Raw genomic sequence first — 22,406 nt, 5'->3', positions numbered from 1 at the left:
AACATTTTATACACCAGTACCTATAGTTTATTTTCCTTATCTTTCATGATAGTAAAAAATATGACGTTCGCCAACCTTATCATACAAAAAGAAATGATCCTGACAAATAGGATCATTCCATTTTATCATATGCCTCAATAATACGTTGCACCAATGGATGTCTCACAACGTCTGTTTGTTCTAATGTAATAAATGACAGACCTGATACACCAGATAAAATATTAGAGGCTATAGATAGCCCTGATTTTACCCCTTTTGGCAAGTCTACTTGTGAAGGATCCCCTGTAATAACCATTTTAGAACTAAAACCTAATCTCGTTAAAAACATTTTTATTTGAGCACCCGTTGTATTTTGAGCCTCATCTAAAATAACAAATGAATCATCAAGCGTACGTCCCCTCATATAAGCAAGTGGCGCGATTTCAATTACTCCTCGCTCCATCATACGCTGCGTATATTCTTGTCCAAGAATATCATGTAAGGCATCATATAATGGACGTAAGTATGGATCAACCTTCTCTTTCAGATCCCCTGGTAAAAAACCTAAGTTTTCTCCAGCTTCTACAGCAGGTCTTGTTAAAATAATTTTCTTTACATATCCTTGTTTTAAAGCCCTCACAGCCATTACTACAGCTAAGTATGTTTTTCCAGTTCCTGCTGGCCCTATTCCAAAGACAATATCATTCTTCTTCATCGCATGAATATATCGTCTTTGCCCCATTGTTTTTACACGAATGGATTTACCTTTTGCAGTCTTGAAAATTTCTTCTTCATATAACTCTTCAAATTGAGCAATTTTCCCTTGTTGTGCGAGCTGAATTGCATACGCAACATCTCTCTCCGAAATTGATATACTTTTACGAATTACAACAAGTAATTGCTGTAAGATTTTTTCTACGAGTGTTACCGTTTCAACTGCCCCAGATACATGAACAGTTTCTCCTCTAGTTACGATCGATACATTGAGTTCTCGTTCAATTACTTTTAAATGCGCATCATTGACTCCAAAAAGAGCGATTGCTTCGTTAGTATTTTCCAATTGTTGGTTCATTTCTACTAATTGTTCTGCCATTACTCAGTCTCCTTGAATATCGGATTCAGATATTGGTTGTGGCTCTGCAATATTTTCAACTACAGTATAATGCAATGTGACCTTTAGTTGATCCGCCTCAACCTCTTTACTCAAAATCTTATCACTTACAATCATAGCATGTTCATCCAATTTTTTCTTTAGTTCTTTTTCGGCCATCTCTTTCGCTACTTTTAACGCTTGCTTTTCTGTATATTCTCGATTCGCTTCTTCCTCTTCTCTCACAACATCTTTTTCATATGCAATCGGCAGTGTAAAACCAAATAATTTCACATCGTGCTTTACACTTTCAGTACGAGAGCGTTTATACTTATCATGTTGAAATCCCCATATTTTTATTTTCGTATCCCCAAATTTAAGAAAATGTTCATTGTATACATTACCAGTATACACTTGAAATTGCGTCTTTAACGGGACATTCACTTTAGAGGTATACCACGTTTCGCCATACACAATACCTTTCGCTGAAACAATTGTCGGGCTTTCCTCATTACCATATATTCCAGATACGAGAATCTGCCCTTTTTCCACATGATCATTTTTCAGTACAACCGGTTTTCCAACTTCTACAAACGTTTTTGTAATAATCGCTTCTTTTTTTGCTACTAAATTTTGTGGCCTTTGTTCCTTTTCTTTTTTCGGTTCGTTTTTTTCAACAATTTTAAAATGATACGTCGTTCCTCTTACTTCTAGTCCCGCCCAAGTAATGGCATTAATATTATCTGTCAAATGGCGTTGTACATCCTCTACATTCGGCATTTGAAACTGTAGTTTCCCTTTTTTAATACCCATTTTATCCAATTCTTTCATTAATATATATTCTGTTTCAGGTTTTGCTCCTGTAATTTCAATTTTCCAAACCATATTTGACATTGCAATCACACCAAAAAAGAAAATTAAAAACCCAATTAAAAATCCACTATTTTTAATTAAACGCTTATTCCAAAAAGGAAAACCATAACGTCCAATAAAATATAATTTACATTCATTTTTTCTATAAATTGGTTTTATTTTTTTCACATCGCGTAACAATATACAAAAAACTAACGTTTCATCAGCTATCTTCTTAACATCCCAAACTAATAAATTCCTCCGTACACATTCATTAACAAACCGTTCTGCCCCTCTACCTTCAATTCGCACTTTTACATACCCAAGCCACTTTATAAACCATTTATTTTTCATTTACCACCTTCACTACCTTTCTAAAAGTAGGTATACGACTTTTTATTTGAAGCATTAAAATAGCTCGTACTAAAATGAAACAGAGTAAAACTGTAATCAGTCTCTATCAACGGAACTTTTACAGGATAAAGAAGAAAAACTTCACAAATGGAAGTTTCACTTCAATCACCTTTTTTTTCATTTTCTAAAAATGTTACTTGCTCAATTATACCTTCGAGTAAAAGCTCTTCTGGAAGAATCGTTTTAATAACAAAGGATTGTCCTTTAATTAATAATTGACCATGTTTTAAAAGTAATCGCACTTCTTTATCTGAAAACACTAATAACCCCCGATGATTTTCTATATAAATATGTATTTGCCCAACAAGAGTAATCCGAGGCAGATCCATTAATACATCCACTGGTAGATCTACTTGTTTTGTTAACCAATTTTTCATTTGTTCTAATTTCTTCATCTCGAAAGACCCCCTCCTCATCCCATATATATATATGTATTTCTTCACAAGTGCCTATCGTGTTATAACGACTTCACTAACATAACTATATTCTGTAAGAGTTCATATCATGTTAATTAAAACAGTCGCTATATGAAATCATATTTGTCAGGACAATGATGGATCAGAGGATATTACCTTTAATAATAGAAGTATTAATACAAGAATATGCGCCCCTACAGGATATCAGTACAAGTTACATTAAGAAATTGAGCCTAGCGAGAAGTTGGAAACTTGAAAAAACCTGTTACAATTCGTTCTGGACGTGACATACTGACCATAGAATAAGTAGTTGTCATTTATTGGACAAATGAGGTAAAGTGAAACTTTAATCAACCCTCACCAATCGGGTTGCCTGTTAATGCGGGATAAAATTCAAAAAAGAAAATTTCCCCGCTCTGAATGTTACGTTGTAAGTAAGAATATTTTATAGATGGTTGTTATATGAATTTCAAAAAATATTAGGGTTCATTAAAAGATGAATTAATAAATGAGGAAATACGAAAGTAAATTGGCTTTGGTCAAGAAATTTTGAATGCTATAAAACAAGTTATCGACAGTCATATCCGGCCATTTTATGCAACTGATGCAAAATCTAATATAGTTAGAATCTCTTTTGTTACCTTCGAGGATTATGCTGAAGAGCACGCTATAAAACTTCAATCTGAGTTTCAGAAGGCTCGGTACTTAGCTTTTATTTGCGAAAGAAGTTTTAGTCAAGGAAGTAAGAACAGGTGTAGAATCAGAATTATACAAGGAAATAATAAATTGAAACTTTAACTAGAGGGGTTTCTATCACTTACAGAAACGCTTTTTAAGCAATATAGCGTTTCTCCTTAATAAGAACAATAAAAAAACGTCTCATACGAAATGAGACGTTTTTTTATGCTAATAGCTGGATAACCAGCTTATTCACAAGTGATCCGTCTGTTTTACCTTTTACTTTCGGCATAACAGCAGTCATCACCTTACCCATATCTGCTTTAGAAGTCGCACCAACTTCAGAAATAACTTGCTTGATTACATCAACTAGTTCTTCTTCAGTTAATTGCTCTGGCAAATATGCGCTTAAAATCTGAATTTCACTTTGCAGTTTATTAACAAGGTCTTCACGACCAGCTTTTTTAAATTCAAGGAGGGAGTCCTTATACTGTTTTACTTCACGAGCTAAAACTGTTATTTCCTCTTCTTCAGTAAGAGTATGTTGCAGTTTAATACCTTCATTTTGTAAAGCAGCCTTAACCATACGAATAACGGTTAATTTTTCTTTTTGTTTATTCTTCATCGCTTGTTTCATATCATCGTTTAAACGACCGAGAAGACTCATAACTTACACCCTCTCTTAGAATTTACGCTTTCTTGCCGCTTCAGATTTCTTCTTACGTTTTACACTTGGTTTTTCATAAAACTCGCGCTTTCTTGCTTCAGCAAGTGTACCAGTTTTAGAAACCGATCTTTTAAAACGGCGAAGTGCATCCTCCAAAGACTCGTTTTTACGAACGACTGTTTTTGACATTCTCTTTCCCTCCCTCCGAAACATCACACTTACATACTAACTTCAGCATGCAAAAAGAAACACTTCTTCAGCATGTCTTTTACGATTATAATACATTTTATCACTTCAGGTCAACTATTTGGCAGAATAAAAGAAGAATAGAAGCATTTCCTTTTCAAAAGTTATGGCAAATAGCTAGTATCCTTCACTGATGAAGACAACTATATTTTTATCATTTCATCTTTTTTCATACAGGGATGCATGAAACGCCTCCACGCCCTCTAGTACTTAACCGATTCAAATAAAGAAAGCATGCAAACCGTTTCCGGTTGCACGCTCTTTTTATGCACTAGCTGATTCTTTTTTTACATCATCTTCAAGAACACGAACAAATTGCGCTTCGTTATATGGATAACCAGCTTTCGTAATTTTCACTTTCACTAGCTTACCAATTAATTCTTCTGATCCTTCAAATACAATTTTCAAGTAGTTATCTGTATAACCTACATATAACCCTTCACGGTCGCCCTCTTTAAATTGCTCTTCCGGAATGATTTCAAGCACTTCACCTTCAAACCCTGATGCGTACTCTTTCGCTAATTGATTAGATAGCTCAATTAAACGATGAACACGATCGTTCTTCACATCTTCAGGAACTTGATCTTCCATGCGTGCTGCAGGTGTTCCTGTACGTTTTGAGTAAGGGAACACATGTAACTCAGAGAAGCGGTTCTCTTTAATGAAATTGTATGTTTCCATGAATTCTTCTTCTGTTTCACCTGGGAAACCAACGATTACATCAGATGTAATCGCAAGGCCTGGTAACGCTTCTTTCAAACGATCTAAACGCTCTTGGAAGAACTCCATCGTATATTTACGACGCATACGTTTTAATACAGTATTAGAACCAGATTGCAACGGAATATGCAAGTGGCGTACAACTACTTCAGATTTATCTAACACTTCAATTACTTCATCTGAAATTTGACTCGCTTCAATAGAAGAAATACGAAGACGTTTTAATCCGCCTACTTCCGCTTCCATATCACGAAGTAATCCAGCTAAGTTATAATCTTTTATGTCTTCGCCGTATCCACCTGTATGAATACCCGTTAATACGATTTCTTTATAGCCTGCATCCACTAATTGTTGTGCTTGTTTAATAACTTCTTTTCCATCACGAGAACGCATTAAACCACGCGCCCAAGGAATGATACAGAATGTACAGAAGTTATTGCAACCCTCTTGTATTTTTAAAGACGCACGTGTACGATCCGTGAAATAAGGTACATCAAGTTCTTCGTACACGCGTGTTTTCATAATATTGCGGACAGCATTAATTGGTTGACGCTCTTTACGAAATTCTTCGATGTAACCTAACATCTTTTCACGATCCTGTGTACCAACTACAATATCCACACCTGGGATTGCCATAATTTCCGCTGGAGATGTTTGTGCGTAACATCCCGTTACACAAATAACTGCATCTGGATTTTGACGCACAGCACGTCTAATTACTTGACGACTTTTTTTGTCCCCAGTATTCGTTACTGTACATGTGTTAATAACATATACATCAGCTTTCTTTTCATATTCTGTTCTTTCATAACCACCTTGTTTAAACAATTGCCAAATGGCTTCTGTTTCATAGTGGTTTACTTTACAACCTAACGTATGGAACGCAACAGTTGACATTGATCATCACCCCATCAATTCAAAATGATACGAAGCAGCACTTAACGCGTATAATGGCGCCGTTTCTGTTCTTAAAATTCTTGGTCCTAAACTACATGGTACAAATTTATGTTCACGAAGCGCTGTAATCTCTTCCTCAGCTAAACCGCCTTCTGGGCCAAATACAATCAATAGCTTTTGACCTGGTTTCATTGTCGTTAAAGCTTTCGCAAAATTAGATTTCTCGCCTTGTTTTGCTTCCTCTTCGTAAGCAACAAGACAAACATCATACTCACCACTCATTGAAAGCAATTGCTTAAATGATGCCGGAGCATGTACTTCTGGAATTTCACTTCTATGTGATTGTTCCGCAGCTTCTTTCACAATTTTTCTTAAACGCTCAACTTTTTTATCAGCTTTTTTCGCATCCCATTTTACGATAGAGCGAGATGCTTGAAATGGTAAGAATGCAGCTGCCCCAAGCTCAGTTCCTTTTTGAAAAATTAACTCTAGCTTGTCTCCTTTTGGCAGTCCACTTGCAATCGTCACGAAAACAGGAAGTTCACTTGACGCCTCTACCCATTCTACAATAGTCGTATTAATAAATTCACTGGTAATTTCATCAATTGAACATACTGCTGTTTTTCCGTTTACACAGCAATAAATATGATCTCCAGCTGACATACGCATCACTCTTGCGATATGATGTACGTCATCACCTACAATGCGAATACTTGTCTCATTTACATATTTCTCTTCTACAAAATAACGTTGCATATAATCACCTTAGTAGAGTTTCGTTCCTTTCGTAAGTCAACACTTACGAAAAGAACGAAACGTTGTCATTTTTCATATAACAAACGGCAAGTCCCTCACCTTATAGTGAGAGACTCCCCTTTTCATTATAGACTAAAATCTATATTACGCATTTCGTGCAATAATTGCTACCCAATCTTCCATTCGTAACACTTCTTCAATTGTAAATCCAGCTTTTTCTAGCGCCTCAGAAATTACTTTTTCCTTCGTAGCAATAATGCCCGATGTAATAAATAATCCACCTGATTTCACAACTCTTGCTGCATCTTCAGGGAATAATAGAATGATTTCTGCTAATAAGTTAGCTACGATTAAATCAACAGGACCTTCAATACCTTCTAAAAGACTATTTTGTCCAACAGACACGATATCATCTGTTTTATTTAAACGTACATTCATTTCTGCACTTTCAACCGCAACCGGATCTAAATCATATGCTTGAACAGAAGACGCACCTAATTTTGCCGCTGCAATACTAAGTACACCAGAACCTGTTCCTACATCAATAATAGTGTCACCTGGCTGTACTGTTTTTTCTAAAGCACGTATACACATCGTTGTTGTTGGATGAGTTCCTGTACCAAACGCCATACCCGGGTCTAATTCAATGATTTTTTCATCAGGAGAAGATGGTGTATATTCTTCCCAAGTCGGTACGATTGTGAATGTATCAGAAATTTGTACTGGATGGTAATATTTTTTCCAAGCAGTAGCCCAATCTTCTTCATTGACTTCGTTAACGGTAATATTTCCAGTACCAATTTCGATGTCGTAAGATGGAAGCACATCAATAGATGATTTTACACCTGCAATCGTTTCATGTAAAGAATCGGTTTGCGGGAAATATGCTTTTATTAATACACCTTCCGCTGGATATTCATCGGGATTCAATGCATAAATTTCACCATATTGTTGCTCGCGCTCTTTCGTTAACTCCGCTGGGTCCTCAATCGCAACTCCGCTAGCACCAGCTTCGTGTAAAATATGAGAGACAGCTTCTACTGCTTCTTCTGTTGTATGAATACTAATTTCTGACCATTTCACAATTTACCAACTCCATTTTTTATTTCCATTATTCCCCTTTGAAAGCACGTTTAAGCTTTCCGAATAAACTATCATCCTGCTCTTCTTGTCCTGCAAATTCACGTAATAAATCTTTTTGCTGTGAAGTCAATTTCGTTGGTACAACAACACGAACGACTACATATTGATCTCCTTGGCCGTATCCACGTACGTTCGGAGCACCTTTTCCTTTTAAGCGGAATTCAGTTCCAGTTTGTGTTCCTGCTGGAATTTTCAGCTTCACTTTACCATGAACAGTAGGAACTTCCACTTCATCACCAAGCGCCATTTGCGCAAATGTTAATGGCATTTCGCAAATAATGTGATCTCCTTCACGCTCGAAGAATTCATGATTTCTTACATGAACGACAACATATAAGTCTCCTGCCGGTCCGCCATTTACGCCGGCTTCACCTTTTCCAGACACACGAATTTGTTGACCATTATCAATACCCGCTGGAATTTTAACATTAATTTTTTTACGTTTACGAACTTTACCTGAACCGTGACATGTCGTACATTTTTCTTTAATAATTTGTCCAGTTCCTGAACAATGACCACAAGCTTGACGGTTTACGATACGACCAAATGGTGTGTTTTGTTCAACACTCACTTGACCAGAACCTGAACAATGTTTACATGTTTCTTTTGAAGTTCCTGGTTTTGCTCCACTACCTTTACAAGTATCACATGGATCTTCTACTGGAATTTCCACATTTAATTCCTTACCAAAAATAGCTTCTTCAAAATCTAAAGTGACTTGATATTGTAAGTCAGCACCTTGGCGCGGAGCATTTGGATCACGACGTCTGCCGCCGCCACCGCCAAAGAAAGAACTAAATATATCTTCAAAACCGAAGCCACCGCCGAAGTCTCCTCCGCCGCCAAATCCACCGAATCCTTGATTTGCACCAGCATGACCAAATTGATCGTACTGCGCACGCTTTTGATCATCACTTAACACTTCGTATGCTTCTTGTACTTCTTTAAACTTTTCAATTGCATTTTCTTCTTTACTTACGTCTGGATGGTATTTTTTAGCCAAACGACGATACGCTTTTTTAATTTCATCTGTTGAAGCGCCCTTGCTAAGTCCAAGGACCTCATAATAGTCTCGTTTACTCATAAATTTACAACCCCCGAATCTTTCACATAAACGTAATTTTAACACCGAAAGAAAGTGCTTTGCAACAAAGTTTCCTCACTTACAGTATGCAAAGCGAAAACTTAAGATCCTCACACATCGCTTCTCATTCGTGAAAAAAGCCAAAGTCAAGGCACGCTTGACTTTGACTTTTTGTCATCTTACTTATTATGTTTACAGTTGAATTACTTGTCTTCTTTTACTTCTTCAAACTCAGCGTCAACTACATTATCTTTCTTCGCGCCAGCGTCTTGTGCACCTTGCGCACCTTCTGCTTGACCAGCAGCAGCTTGAGCTTGCTCGTATAATTTAACAGTTAACTGTTGTACGATTTCTTGTAAAGCATCTTTTTTCGCACGAATTTCTTCAAGCTCGTTTTTCTCAATTGCAGCTTGTAATGCTTCTTTTGCTTCTGTTGCTTTTGCAACTTCAGCTGCATCTACTTTACCTTCTAAATCTTTTACAACTTTGTCTGTTTGGAATACAAGTTGGTCAGCTTCGTTACGAAGTTCAACTTCTTCCTTACGTTTTTGGTCAGCGTCAGCATTTGCTTCCGCTTCTTGTACCATACGTTCTACTTCTTCATCAGAAAGACCTGAAGAAGATTGGATTGTAATAGCTTGCTCTTTGCTTGTTCCTAAGTCTTTCGCACGTACGTTAACGATACCGTTCGCATCAATATCGAATGTTACTTCGATTTGTGGAATACCACGTGGTGCTGGTGGAAGGTCAGTTAATTGGAAACGACCTAACGTTTTGTTGTCAGCTGACATTGGACGCTCACCTTGTAATACGTGAATGTCTACTGCTGGTTGATTATCAGCAGCTGTTGAGAATACTTGTGACTTACTTGTTGGAATTGTAGTGTTACGCTCGATTAATTTCGTGAACACGCCACCCATAGTTTCAATACCTAAAGAAAGTGGAGTTACGTCTAATAATAGAACGCCTTCTACATCACCAGTAAGTACGCCACCTTGAACTGCAGCACCTAATGCTACAACTTCATCAGGGTTTACACCTTTATATGGCTCTTTACCAGTTTCACGTTTAATAGCTTCTTGTACAGCTGGGATACGAGTAGATCCACCAACAAGAATAACTTTATCTAATTCGCTTGGAGCAAAACCAGCGTCTTTTAATGCACGACGAGTTGGCTCTAATGTTCTTTCAACAAGACCTGCTGAAAGCTCTTCGAATTTCGCTCTTGTTAACGTTAATTCTAAGTGTAATGGACCAGCAGCTCCAGCACTAATGAATGGTAATGAAATTTGAGTTTGTGTTACACCAGAAAGATCTTTTTTCGCTTTTTCAGCTGCATCTTTCAAGCGTTGAAGCGCCATTTTATCTTGGCTTAAATCAATGTTATTTTCTTTTTTGAACTCAGCTACTAAGTGATCGATGATAACTTGGTCAAAGTCATCGCCACCAAGACGGTTGTCACCAGCAGTTGAAATAACTTCGAATGTGCCGTCTGCTAACTCAAGGATAGATACGTCAAATGTACCGCCACCTAAGTCATATACTAAGATTTTTTGTTCTTCATCTTGTTTTTCTAAACCGTAAGCAAGTGCTGCTGCTGTTGGCTCGTTAATGATACGCTCAACTTCTAAACCAGCGATACGACCAGCATCTTTCGTTGCTTGACGCTCTGCATCGTTGAAGTATGCAGGTACTGTAATAACAGCTTTCGTTACTGTTTCACCTAAGTATGCTTCAGCAGAAGCTTTTAAGTTTTGTAAAATGATTGCAGAAATTTCTTGAGGTGTATAATCTTTACCTTCAACTTCTACTTTGTAGTCTGTACCCATATGACGTTTAACAGACATGATTGTATTTGGGTTTGTAATTGCTTGGCGCTTTGCAACTTCCCCAACTTGACGTTCTTCATTTTTGAAAGCTACAACAGAAGGTGTTGTACGATTTCCTTCTGGATTTGGGATAACCTTTGGTTCTCCACCTTCCATAACAGCTACACAAGAGTTTGTTGTACCTAAGTCAATACCGATAATTTTACTCATGGCGAATCCTCCTAGTTTTATGTAAATTATTGATTTACTTTTACCATTGATGGGCGAATCACACGGTCTTTTAGTTTATAACCTTTTTGGAATTCTTCTACAACCGCGTTTGATTCAAATTCACTATCTTCCACTTGCATAATAGCTTGGTGTTCATTAGGATCAAACTGTTTACCAACAGCTTCAATCACTTCCACACCTTCTTTATTCAGTGCTTCTAACAATTGACGATGCACCATTTCCATACCTTGTAACAAGGATTTCGTTTGCTCATCAGTCGCTTCCACTTGCATCGCTCTTTCAAAATTATCAAGAGCTGGCAAGATGTCTGAAACTAGACTTTGTGCTCTATATTTTTCAGCAGCCTGTTTATCCATTTGGACACGGCGCTTATAATTTTCAAAATCAGCTTGTAGACGTAATGTGCGACCTTCCGTTTCCGTTAGTTTCGCTTGTAACTCATCTACTTTTTCTTGTAAAAGAGCAGCCTCACTTTTTTCTTCTACAGTTTCTTCACTGTTTTCTGGCGTGACAGCTTCTTCAACTTGCGCTTCTTTTACTTCTTCTACCACTTGTTCGTTACGCTCTTCCACAATATTCACCTCCTTAAAAGGTATTAGGTATCATGCACAGCATGATTACCTAAGGATTATATATTACACACAGCAATGAAAATTTCATCACTTGAGCGAATGTATTACTCTCATTTACTTTTTAAGCCCATCAGTAAATTGTCTCGTAAATAACTGTAACAAACTAATTACACGAGAATATTGCATTCTCGTAGGACCTAAAATAGCAATTGTTCCAAGTTGCTCTTCGCCGATCGAATATGTTGCAGAAATTAAACTACAATCCTCCATAGCCGTCGAAGAATTTTCCCTACCAATTTTCACTTGAATCCCGACTTGTTTATGACGCAAAATGTCATAAAATTCGGCTTCATTATCAATCATGGTAAGTAAAGATCTAACCTTTTGAATGTCATGGAACTCTGGCTGCGAAAGCATATTTGCTTTTCCTCCAAAGTATATCTTTTCCGATAACGGAACTTGAAATGTACCATCCAACATTTTTATTGCACTATCGTAATTATGAACATACCCACGTAAAACTGTAACAATCTCTTTAAAGATTTTATTATGAAGTTCTTCCATCGGTACGCCAGATAGCTTTTCATTTAAAATATTAACCATTTTTTCTAAATCTGATAAATCAACAGATTCCGGAACGGTAATCGTTTTACTTTGTACATGCCCTGTATCAGTTACAATAATAGCGACTGCAGTTTGACGATCAAGCGGCACAATTTGTACATTTTTAAGTTTATTTGTACTTAACTTCGGTCCAAGAACAATGGCCGTATAATTCGTAAGTTCTGATAAAATTTGAGCAGATTGCTGTGCAATTTTTTCCGCTTCAAAAATTCTTTCGGCAAATAAATCTTTAATTTGTACAATTTCAGCGTTTGGTAAGTTTTGCGGCGCTAAAAGATGGTCTACATAAAATCGGTAGCCTTTCTCAGAAGGAACACGTCCAGAAGAACTGTGCGTTTTTTCAATAAAACCTAATTCTTCTAAGTCCGCCATTTCATTTCGAATAGTAGCTGAACTAAATGTAATTTCATCTTTTTTAGCCAACGTTCTAGACCCAACGGGCTGCGCTGATCCAATAAAGTCATCAATAATTGTTTGTAAAATTAAGAGCTGACGTTCCGTAAGCATCTCATCATCACCTCTGTTAGCACTCTTTGTCTTTGAGTGCTAAATCTATTAATAACTTACCAAAATTGACATTCAATTGTCAACGGAAACGTCACGAAATAATGAAAATTTTTCACACCTATGGAACATTTAATTAGTCAATCAAAAATGATTGGAATACTTCATTCCCTAATAATTTTCCTTTTCGCGTTAAACGTACATGTCCATCTTCCTCTTCAAGCAATCCCTGCTCTTGATTGCTTTGTAACTGCTTCGCGAAAACTTGATCCATCTCCACATTAAATTTATTGCGGAACGACGTTTTAGAAACACCTTTTGTTTTTCGAATCCCTAAGAACAGTTCTTCTTCCATTCTTTCTTTCTCCGTCACTTTGTGAACATCTAAATACGGAAATCTTGTTTCATCAATTTTATTAAAATATTGCTTCAGGGGACCTACATTTTGAATACGTTCCCCGTTCACATAACTATGAGCTCCAGCTCCAAATCCATAATACTCTTCATTATTCCAGTATGTGAGATTATGTCTACTTTTATTGTCACCTTTTGAGAAATTACTAATTTCATACTGGTTATAACCGTGTTTCTCCATTTCATCCATTACTATTTCATACATTTTCGCTTCATGGTCTTCACCCGGAAGACGCAATTTCCCTTTGTTCATTAAGTTATAAAACACTGTTTTTGGTTCCACAATTAATGAATATGCCGAGAAATGTTGTACACCAAGCATAAAAGCAATATCTAATGTTTCTTTTACATCTTCTATCGTCTGTCCTGGCAAAGCATAAATAATATCTACATTAATATTTTTAAAGCCTACTTCCTGTGCTTCTCGAATCGCTAGGAATGCATCTTCCCTCGTATGCTTGCGCCCAATTTTCTCAAGCAGTTCATCACGGAACGTTTGCACACCAAAACTAATTCGATTCACTCCACCTTCTAGCAGTACATTCAACTTCTCTTTCGGTAGATCTCCTGGATTCGCTTCAAATGTTAATTCACAATTCGGGGCGAACGGACGCAAATGACGATTAATAATCTCGAGTAATTTTTTTGTCTGCTCCATATTTAACGCTGTCGGAGTTCCCCCGCCCACAAAAATCGTTTTCATACTATCAAACGGAACTTTTTGAACCGTATTTATTATTTCCTTCTCTAGATAATCTAAATATTGATCAACCGGTTGGCGTTCAATAAACACTTTATTAAAATCACAATAGTGACAAATGTGCTGACAAAACGGAATATGAATATATGCAGCTTGTACCAAATATAACTCCTACCTTTCTAAAAAGAAAACCTCCGCACTCCGGAGGGTTCTCTACTTCTCTAACGTATTACGAATTTGTTCCATTCGCATTTTTCCCCAATCATACATCATTTCAACGATCGGTAAAAGTGACATGCCTAGTTCCGTCATATAATACTCAACGCGAGGAGGAATTTCGGGATATACTGTCCGATCAACAATCCCATCTTCCATTAACTCTTTTAATTGGTTCGACAAAACTTTATGAGAAATGCTTGGGAATAACCGTTGTAATTCACTGAAACGATGCGGCCCTTCCACACCAAGATGCCACAGTATCACAACTTTCCACTTTCCACTAATAATAGAAAGCGTCAATTCCTTTTCACAATTAAAATTACCATTTTGTATTTTATCTTGAATATCTTTTCGAATATTTTCGGACATTAACAGTCTCCTAACTCTATATGAACTAAAAAGCTCTCTCATTATTGTAAATGAGAGCTGCTCAGATGTCTAAAAAGTAATTATACAGAAAAAAGAAGCCGCACAAACGACTTCTTTTTTATTTCAAATATTAGTTGTCATCCATTTTCAGTACAGCCATGAATGCCTCTTGTGGTACTTCTACAGAACCAACAGACTTCATACGTTTTTTACCTTCTTTTTGCTTATCAAGAAGTTTACGCTTACGAGAAATGTCACCGCCGTAACATTTTGCAAGTACGTTTTTACGCATCGCTTTAATTGTAGAACGTGCTACAACTTTATTTCCGATAGTCGCTTGAATTGGCACTTCGAACTGTTGTCTCGGAATTAATTCTTTTAATTTCTCTACGATTACTTTACCACGGTCATACGCTGAATCACGGTGTACGATAAATGATAAAGCATCCACTTGTTCATTATTTAAAAGAATATCCATTTTCACAAGTTTAGATGGTTTATAGCCAATTAACTCGTAGTCAAATGATGCATACCCTTTCGTATTTGATTTCAATTGATCGAAGAAGTCATATACGATTTCTGATAACGGGATTTCATATGTTAATGTAACACGCGTTTCATCTAAATATTGCATATCAATAAACGTTCCACGTTTACCTTGGCAAATCTCCATTACAGCTCCAACATAGTCATTCGGAACCATAATTGAAGCCTTCACAAACGGCTCTTCTACACGATCGATAGACTGTGGATCTGGCATATTAGATGGGTTATCAACTATAACATCTTCACCGTTAGTTAAATAAACTTTATAAATAACGCTTGGCGCTGTTGTAATTAAGTCAATCTTAAATTCACGTTCAATACGTTCTTGAATGATTTCCATGTGAAGAAGTCCTAAGAAACCACAACGGAAACCAAATCCTAGCGCTTGAGATGTTTCTGGTTCAAACTCAAGAGCAGAATCGTTTAACTCTAATTTTTCTAATGCATCACGTAAATCGTTATAACGAGCAGAGTCAATTGGATACAGACCACAGAATACCATCGGGTTTAACTTACGGTAACCTGCTAACGGCTCTGCAGCTGGACGTTTCGCATGTGTAATCGTATCACCAACGCGTGTGTCACCAACATTTTTAATCGATGCTGCTAAGAAACCTACATCACCTACTGTTAACTCGTCACGTTGTGTAGTTTTCGGTGTAAATACACCTACTTCTGTTACTTCAAATTCCTTACCCGTTGCCATCATACGTACTTTATCGCCAACTTTTACTGTTCCATTTACAACACGGATATAAGCAATTACACCGCGGTACGGATCATATAAAGAGTCGAAAATCATACATTGTAACGGCTCTTCTGAATCACCCGCCGGAGCTGGTACTTTTTCAACAATTTGCTCTAAAATTTCTTCAATACCAATTCCAGCTTTCGCAGAAGCAAGTACCGCTTCTGATGCATCTAAACCAATTACGTCTTCCACCTCTTGACGTACACGTTCCGGATCCGCACTTGGTAAGTCGATTTTATTAATAACTGGTAAAATTTCTAAATTATTATCAAGCGCTAAGTATACGTTTGCTAACGTTTGCGCTTCAATACCTTGCGCTGCATCTACTACAAGAATCGCGCCTTCACAAGCCGCTAAACTACGTGATACTTCGTACGTAAAGTCGACGTGTCCTGGTGTATCAATTAAATGAAGAATATACTCTTCACCATCTTTTGCTTTATAGTTTAATTGTACTGCGTTTAATTTGATTGTAATACCACGCTCACGCTCTAAATCCATAGAGTCAAGCAACTGAGCTTTCATTTCGCGTTGTGTTAACGCGTTTGTTTTCTCTAAAATACGGTCTGCTAACGTTGATTTTCCGTGGTCAATATGAGCAATAATAGAGAAATTACGAATTTTGGACTGTCTTTTTGCTCTTTCTTCTTTATTCATCTATGTTCTCAACTCCTAATAGTCTCGCCAATATACACTAGCACTGATTATATCAATAGAGCAACAAAGATTCAATGAAAACTCGTGCTGCTTACGATACAAATCATTCTATCTATATCTTATGCGAATAAACCATAAGAGACAAACCCTTTTCAAATTTTAAAACGGCTGTCTTACAAATCAGTAAAACAACCTTCTCCCATGTTACTCTTAGCTAAAAATTTCTTTTATTTTCCCAACAACTATATCCGTTCCGAACTTCGTCATTTCATAAGCTACACTTGCTACAGCCATCCCAATTCCTTCTACAACATTAAAACTTCTTAAACGTTCTAATTGTTGTTGTTTTTCTGAGGCCGAAAACGAGCTACCCAAAATTTCTGATTCAGCACCTGTACTTTCTGTCCCTGTCATATGAGCGATTTGTTCATATGACAATTGCTGATAGCCTTTCATACTTTTCAAACCATGATTAGCAAGTGCCACTCCTGCTATCATCATAAGTAAACATAAAGCTACACTACATATACACAAAAGCGTAAAGCGACTCAAACGATAATCATCTGTTCCCCTCAATGTGTATATGCTCCCGTATTATCTTGATTAATTTGATGATGCAGCGCCGCATTTAAACCACTCGCTATTACATTCGCCATATCCTCAATAAAAGTATCTACTTCTTTTGGGGTTACCATTAAATTATGACCAAGAGGAGATAGCACCTCATAAATCAGCCTTCTTTTTTCTTCTTCTTCTAACGTACCAACAGCACCTAAAAACATATTTCTGCTCTTTTCATCCGGCATATCTTCTTCTGTTAATTTTTTCTTTTCTCCAAATGAAAATCCCGCTGGTAACAAAGATCGTGAAGGTTTATTTCCTTCTTTCATCTCCCGGCCAAAATGTTTCAAAATAAAATCAATCGTATCACTTGTAATCGAAACAGCATCGACCACAGTCGGAACACCAATTGCGATAACAGGGATACCTAATGTTTCTTTACTTAGTTCTTTACGTTTATTCCCAACCCCCGATCCGGGATGAATTCCAGTATCAGAAATTTGTATCGTGCTATTTACTCGTTCAATAGAACGGGCAGCTAATGCGTCAATCGCAATTACAAAGTCCGGGTTCGTCTTCTCAATAATCCCATAAATAACATCGCTCGTTTCGATCCCTGTAATCCCCATTACCCCCGGCCGAATTGCACTAACAGGCCTAAACCCTTCTTCTACACTTTCAGGCTGTAATTGAAACAAATGTCTCGTTACTAATACATTTTCTACAACTATCGGTCCAAGAGCATCTGGTGTTACATTCCAATTCCCAAGACCTACAATTAAACAGCTTGCTTCTTTTGTAACGCCAATCTCTTCTAAGAAATAAGAAAATTCTTTTGCAAAAATACGCTCCACTTTTTGTTGAAGTTCTGTATCTTGCTGACGTATACCTTGAACTTCAAGCGTTAAATAATTTCCAGGCTTTTTACCCATCGCTTCAGAGGCAGCCTCATCAATTGTTACTTTTGTAATTATAGTACCTTCTTCTTCCCTCTCTTTTACAATAACTCCCTGTATCCCTTTTTGTTCTTCTTGGCTTTCTTGCAACATTTGATGAGCTTCTACAGCTAGGTCAGTTCTAATGCTATATTTACTTAAATCTAATGGTTCTTTCATCGTATCTCCTCCGTAATTCATAGTAAATATCGTTAGATTTCCCAAAGTTATATAAGGTCATTCTTTCCTTTACGTGAAATTTCATGGATATACTATTGCAATTCTCTTCACCGTTTGATAGAATATCACTTGTTCTATGTAAGAATCGAGTCATTCGATTGCACCAGGGAGGTGAAAAGTATGGCAAACATCAAATCTGCTATCAAACGCGCTAAACTTAGCGAAGAGCGTCGTGCACATAACGCTTCTATCAAGTCTGACATGCGTTCTGCTGTTAAAACTGTAGAAGCTTTAGTTACTAATAACGATCTTGAAAATGCTAAAGAAGCTTTCAAAACTGCTTCTAAAAAACTTGACAAAGCAGCTCGCAAAGGTCTTATCCACCAGAACGCTGCAGCTCGTCAAAAATCTCGCTTAGCGAAACAAGTAAACGCGTAAGGCGTTTAAAAAACGATCCATTTGGATCGTTTTTTTATATACAAAAAAGTTCATATACTTAGTACATGAACTTTTTTGTGTCATCACATATGATTTAATCGCATTAAGAAAAACTCGAGCACAAGCTTCTTATCCATCTTTCCCGTCTTCATACTATAATCAGCTTCCGCTAATTCTATAATCACTTTTTTTAATTCTTCAAAAGAGAAAAACTTCGTTTGATTCATTGCCAACTTTACACGATACGGATGTACACCAATATGAGATGCAATTTGATTTTGGCCATAACCACGTTGCTGTAGCTCTTTCACTTGATACAACAAGCGGAATTGACTCACTAATAACGCAAGCAATTTAATCGGTTCTTCCTGCTGCGTAAATAATCCATCCAAAATTTGCATTGCACCTGCAATATCTTTTTTCACCACTTTTTCTGTCAAAGCAAATACATTTTGCTCAACTGATTTTGGCACAAGCTCTGCAACAAGTTTCGTCGTAATCTCTCCGCCCATACCAACGTATAACGTTAACTTGTCCATTTCCTTCGCCAACATTGTTACATTACTCCCCACAAGCTCTAGCAACAAACTAACAGCCGCGTTATCAATATGCACATGTACTTCATCTGCACGAGCAACAATCCACTTCTGAACATCCTGCACTTGCATCGCATTTGCTTCTACTACATCTGCTGTTTTCTTTAATAGTTTTGTAATTTTTTTTCGCTCATCAAGTTTTTCGTAAGGCGCAACAAAAACAAGAATAGAAAATGGGGAAGGTTCACCAATGTATTCTTCTAAAATTTTTATATTTTGCTCTAACTTTTCTTTTTGCGAAGTCAAAAATAGCGGTGACTTTATTAACAGTACTTTCCGTTCTCCGAAGAAAGGAAGCGTACGCGCATCCTCAACCACATCTTCTAAATACGCTTCTTCTAAATCATATGTCACAACATTAAACTCTCGATCTTCTTCTTCAAGTGCTTCTGTCGTAATAAGCTTTATCGTTTCATTTATAAAAAAAGCTTCCGTTCCATATAGTAAATATAACGGAGCAAACTGTTTCTTTTTAATTTTTTTATGTATATCACTCATACTTTTTCCTACTCCCTAACTTGGCAATATATATTTATACTAATGCCCTAGCTTTTGTTTTACAAGTACAAAGGAACAGGCTTTATAACCCGTCCCTTTATTTATATTAAACGCCACGCAATAAGCCCCGGGTTTCTTATTGGTGTGCGGTAATCACCTTCCCTTTATTATTCACAATAAAAATTTGAGTATAAGTGCCAACTGTTAACATGCTTGGAAACGAAAAACTCACATTACTTCATGATTTAAAAGTAACAAAAAAGCTCGTTTTCTCTTCATATGGAAATTGTAGATTTTTTTCTGACAATATTTTATACTAAAGTGGAATGTTGGGGAGGGATTCTAAATGAATGATTTTGAACAAAACGTTCAAAGTAAACGCAATGACGCTATTGATTCAGGGGTAGGATTTATCGTCTCATTTGGTTTTTTCGCAACACTTTTCATCATTGCAACTGTTATTAAATTTATCGGTTCTTAAAGACTGCCACTTCATGGCAGTCTTCTCTTTTTCATCTATTATGTGTTTTATCATATGTGATTTTACTTTTAAAGGTTCCATTTTTCCCTTTAAAAACATAGGAAATAGCACCTTGCTCGTCCGTGCGCCATATCGCACTCCCCATCTTCTCAAAACGCTCTATCACTTCTTTATGCGGGTGTCCATACCTATTCTGCTTACCAACAGATATAATCGCTACACGAGGCTGTATGACGTTCAAAAAAGGCTCTATAGATGACGTATTACTCCCATGATGAGCAACTTTTAAAACATCTACTCGTAAATTTGGATATGCCTCTACTAAAATCTTCTCCCCGTCTTCTTCCAAATCGCCTGTAAATAGCCACTTCAGCCCTCCAAATTTTGCCCATATTACAATTGAAGCGTTATTTTCGCTTTTTTCTTTTCCTTTTGGAGCTAAAACGAAAAATTCTGCTTCATTTACACTCCAATTCTCCCCTTCCCCCACTTCAGTTATTTTCATTTCCTTTTCTAATGCCTGTTTCTTTACTACTTTTTCTAATACTGCATCTTTTCCCTTCCGGCCAAATACCACTTCTTTTACAGGTATATATGATAATAATTCTTGCGCAGCACCTATATGATCTGCATCTCCATGCGTTACGATTAATTTATCAATTGTTTTAATACCTTCTTTTTGTAAATAGGGTATTAAAATATCATTCCCAACAGAAAATTCATGCTTTTTTTGCTGCCATTCTTCCTTATTCACACGAAGCGTTCCACCTGTATCAATAAGATAAATTCCTTTATCATACGGAAGGCGAATTAATATTGCATCACCTTGTCCAACATCAATAAATGTTACACTTCCGCTTCCTCTAAAATATGGATATACATAATGACATGTGCTAATAAAAAGAAATACACTGGCAACTATACAAACTATTTTTTTCGGCGCTCTCCTTTCCCAAACCATCAATATACTGACAATACTCGCGCAATATACAGCTACAAGATTGAAGGGCGTTTTCCCGAAAATAAGCTGGGTAAATGGTAAACTTTCACAATAACTCAGAAAATCATTAGACATACTCAAGCCTATTGATAATATATCCGCAAATTCTTTTGCGAGAAACGGGACAATTGGCATACACAGTAAAATAATAATGCTACATGGTAATACAATGATAGATAAAAACGGAACGTATAAGAGATTGAGGAGAATGCTATATGGAGAAAAATAACCAAAGTGATATAACAAAATCGGAGTACTAACGAGCTGTGAAATGATAGAAATATAAATAGAATTTCGGATTACTCCGTTGCTACTCCCTAACAATAACGGAGCAGACAAAAGTAAAGCGAAGCTACCTACAAAAGAAAACTGAAATCCAATATTAAAAACAAGATAAGGGTCATATATAAGCATACATATAGCTGTTACACTTAAAGCATCTAAACTAGATAAACGAATCGAGCACATAAAAGCAATCAACATCAAAACTCCTGTTATAGAAGCTCTTATAACAGAGGGTGACGCCCCTGCTAAAACCATATACAAAGGAATACAAACGATAAGGCAAATTGTTGCTACCTCCCTTGTCACACCGCTTCTTAGCAAAATAAAATATACTATCACCATTAACAATACAATGTGCGAACCTGAAATTGCTAACAAATGTACAAGACCAAATTGTTGATATTGCTCTTCCACTTCAAACGTCATTTGTTGTCTATCACCAAATAGTAATGCATTCATAAAAGCACCTGATTGCTCTGGAAACATTTCTGTAACTTTCGAGATTGCTTGTTGCCTCAAAAGAAGAATCCATTGCGTGAGCGATAGTGATGTTTTATAGCATTCAGAAATATATGTAGCCTCAAATGTGAAATAAATATGTTGTTTGTATAAATAATCACGGTAATTAAAACCATGAAAATTCCGAGCTGTTTCCGGTTCTTTCCTCTCACCCTCGAATACACATGATATCCCTATGTATAATTGTTGCATTTTTTTCTTTTCCAAGGCTGATTTGATTCTATAACTTAACTCCACTATATTTTTATTCTGATCTTCAAATTGAAAAGATAGGCGATCCCCATTAACAAGCGGTGTATTTTGTATAACCCCTCTTGTAACTCCATAGGACTCCCCTAGAGGCTTATTCCACGTTTGAACATAGGAAGTGTATATAGCGCTACTAAAGCACGCTACAATACAAAAAATGAAGGTTTTACGCGAAGTGCGATATAAACAGAAGAAAACATTTAAAAAGAGGCAAAAAACTATCAATAAAAGTGACGAGGAAAAGGCAATTGCAACCCCTATTATAAACGAGATTGCAACATACCCCCATTGTTCCTGCAACTTATA

21 protein-coding genes are annotated in these 22,406 nt (G+C 36.7%); 2 read left to right on the top strand and 19 right to left on the bottom strand.

Annotation, left to right across the window (positions count from 1 at the left end):
• Positions 1–112: 112 nt before the first annotated feature.
• The 17 genes from ACTFRH_RS15030 to gpr all read right to left on the bottom strand — a co-directional run bounded on the left by ACTFRH_RS15030 (position 113) and on the right by gpr (position 18,034).
• Complete coding sequence (locus ACTFRH_RS15030) at positions 113–1,072, bottom strand: PhoH family protein (RefSeq protein ID WP_000840521.1); 960 nt, start codon at positions 1,070–1,072, stop codon at positions 113–115.
• A 3-nt stretch (positions 1,073–1,075) separates the two neighbouring features.
• Positions 1,076–2,275, bottom strand: coding sequence for a sporulation protein YqfD (gene yqfD, locus ACTFRH_RS15025; RefSeq protein ID WP_000792494.1), 1,200 nt, complete (start codon positions 2,273–2,275; stop codon positions 1,076–1,078).
• Positions 2,276–2,436: 161 nt separating this feature from the next.
• Positions 2,437–2,730 (bottom strand): sporulation protein YqfC, encoded by a 294-nt coding sequence (yqfC, locus tag ACTFRH_RS15020; RefSeq protein ID WP_000732269.1) that lies wholly within the window; start codon positions 2,728–2,730, stop codon positions 2,437–2,439.
• A 922-nt stretch (positions 2,731–3,652) separates the two neighbouring features.
• The gene (locus tag ACTFRH_RS15015; protein WP_000054562.1) at positions 3,653–4,096 is read right to left on the bottom strand and encodes a GatB/YqeY domain-containing protein; all 444 of its coding nucleotides are present in this window, start codon (positions 4,094–4,096) and stop codon (positions 3,653–3,655) included.
• Positions 4,097–4,111: 15 nt separating this feature from the next.
• Positions 4,112–4,285 carry a 30S ribosomal protein S21 gene (gene rpsU, locus ACTFRH_RS15010; RefSeq protein WP_000048061.1) on the bottom strand — a complete coding sequence of 58 codons (174 nt, stop codon included), beginning with the start codon at positions 4,283–4,285 and terminating at the stop codon, positions 4,112–4,114.
• 321 nt (positions 4,286–4,606) lie between these two features.
• A complete protein-coding gene (gene mtaB / locus ACTFRH_RS15005) occupies positions 4,607–5,959 on the bottom strand; it encodes a tRNA (N(6)-L-threonylcarbamoyladenosine(37)-C(2))-methylthiotransferase MtaB (RefSeq protein WP_000108683.1) in 1,353 nt (450 codons plus the stop codon).
• A gap of 6 nt (positions 5,960–5,965) precedes the next feature.
• A complete protein-coding gene (locus ACTFRH_RS15000) occupies positions 5,966–6,715 on the bottom strand; it encodes a 16S rRNA (uracil(1498)-N(3))-methyltransferase (RefSeq protein WP_001190164.1) in 750 nt (249 codons plus the stop codon).
• A gap of 144 nt (positions 6,716–6,859) precedes the next feature.
• Complete coding sequence (gene prmA / locus ACTFRH_RS14995; protein WP_000872104.1) at positions 6,860–7,798, bottom strand: 50S ribosomal protein L11 methyltransferase; 939 nt, start codon at positions 7,796–7,798, stop codon at positions 6,860–6,862.
• A gap of 28 nt (positions 7,799–7,826) precedes the next feature.
• Positions 7,827–8,942: a chaperone protein DnaJ gene (dnaJ, locus tag ACTFRH_RS14990; RefSeq protein WP_000043947.1), complete on the bottom strand. Its 1,116-nt coding sequence runs from the start codon at positions 8,940–8,942 to the stop codon at positions 7,827–7,829.
• Between the two features lie 203 nt (positions 8,943–9,145).
• Positions 9,146–10,981 (bottom strand): chaperone protein DnaK, encoded by a 1,836-nt coding sequence (gene dnaK / locus ACTFRH_RS14985; protein WP_000034700.1) that lies wholly within the window; start codon positions 10,979–10,981, stop codon positions 9,146–9,148.
• A gap of 26 nt (positions 10,982–11,007) precedes the next feature.
• Entirely contained in the window at positions 11,008–11,574 is a 567-nt protein-coding gene (grpE, locus tag ACTFRH_RS14980; protein WP_000392710.1) for a nucleotide exchange factor GrpE, read from the bottom strand.
• 114 nt (positions 11,575–11,688) lie between these two features.
• On the bottom strand, positions 11,689–12,705 hold the full coding sequence (hrcA, locus tag ACTFRH_RS14975; RefSeq protein ID WP_000954941.1) for a heat-inducible transcriptional repressor HrcA: 1,017 nt from the start codon (positions 12,703–12,705) through the stop codon (positions 11,689–11,691).
• A gap of 133 nt (positions 12,706–12,838) precedes the next feature.
• On the bottom strand, positions 12,839–13,978 hold the full coding sequence (gene hemW / locus ACTFRH_RS14970; protein ID WP_440048765.1) for a radical SAM family heme chaperone HemW: 1,140 nt from the start codon (positions 13,976–13,978) through the stop codon (positions 12,839–12,841).
• Between the two features lie 51 nt (positions 13,979–14,029).
• Positions 14,030–14,404, bottom strand: a complete 375-nt coding sequence (locus ACTFRH_RS14965) for a winged helix-turn-helix transcriptional regulator (protein WP_001293539.1) — start codon at positions 14,402–14,404, stop codon at positions 14,030–14,032.
• 130 nt (positions 14,405–14,534) lie between these two features.
• Entirely contained in the window at positions 14,535–16,358 is a 1,824-nt protein-coding gene (gene lepA / locus ACTFRH_RS14960) for an elongation factor 4 (RefSeq protein ID WP_001030949.1), read from the bottom strand.
• Between the two features lie 210 nt (positions 16,359–16,568).
• Positions 16,569–16,934, bottom strand: coding sequence for a YqxA family protein (locus ACTFRH_RS14955; protein WP_001215036.1), 366 nt, complete (start codon positions 16,932–16,934; stop codon positions 16,569–16,571).
• Positions 16,931–18,034 carry a GPR endopeptidase gene (gene gpr, locus ACTFRH_RS14950; protein WP_000662623.1) on the bottom strand — a complete coding sequence of 368 codons (1,104 nt, stop codon included), beginning with the start codon at positions 18,032–18,034 and terminating at the stop codon, positions 16,931–16,933. Before gpr ends, ACTFRH_RS14955 begins: the two co-directional genes overlap by 4 nt.
• A 180-nt stretch (positions 18,035–18,214) precedes the next feature.
• On the opposite strand from gpr, the gene rpsT reads away from it, so the two are divergent.
• The gene (gene rpsT / locus ACTFRH_RS14945; RefSeq protein WP_001274011.1) at positions 18,215–18,472 is read left to right on the top strand and encodes a 30S ribosomal protein S20; all 258 of its coding nucleotides are present in this window, start codon (positions 18,215–18,217) and stop codon (positions 18,470–18,472) included.
• A gap of 83 nt (positions 18,473–18,555) precedes the next feature.
• On the opposite strand, the gene holA is transcribed toward rpsT, so the two are convergent.
• Entirely contained in the window at positions 18,556–19,566 is a 1,011-nt protein-coding gene (gene holA, locus ACTFRH_RS14940) for a DNA polymerase III subunit delta (protein WP_001279923.1), read from the bottom strand.
• 346 nt (positions 19,567–19,912) lie between these two features.
• Between holA and ACTFRH_RS14935 the strand changes: the two genes are divergently transcribed.
• Entirely contained in the window at positions 19,913–20,047 is a 135-nt protein-coding gene (locus ACTFRH_RS14935; protein ID WP_000997609.1) for a YqzM family protein, read from the top strand.
• A 31-nt stretch (positions 20,048–20,078) separates the two neighbouring features.
• Here the strand turns inward: ACTFRH_RS14935 and ACTFRH_RS14930 are convergent, their stop codons facing one another.
• On the bottom strand, positions 20,079–22,400 hold the full coding sequence (locus ACTFRH_RS14930) for a DNA internalization-related competence protein ComEC/Rec2 (RefSeq protein ID WP_001157842.1): 2,322 nt from the start codon (positions 22,398–22,400) through the stop codon (positions 20,079–20,081).
• Positions 22,401–22,406 lie beyond the last annotated feature (6 nt).

Source organism: Bacillus cereus group sp. MYBK216-1 (assembly GCF_051916495.1).
In the GTDB taxonomy this organism is placed as follows: Bacteria; Bacillota; Bacilli; order Bacillales; family Bacillaceae_G; genus Bacillus_A; species Bacillus_A thuringiensis_K.
The sequence above is the reverse complement of the archived record's forward strand: the minus strand, read 5'-3'. Positions and strand labels throughout refer to the sequence as shown.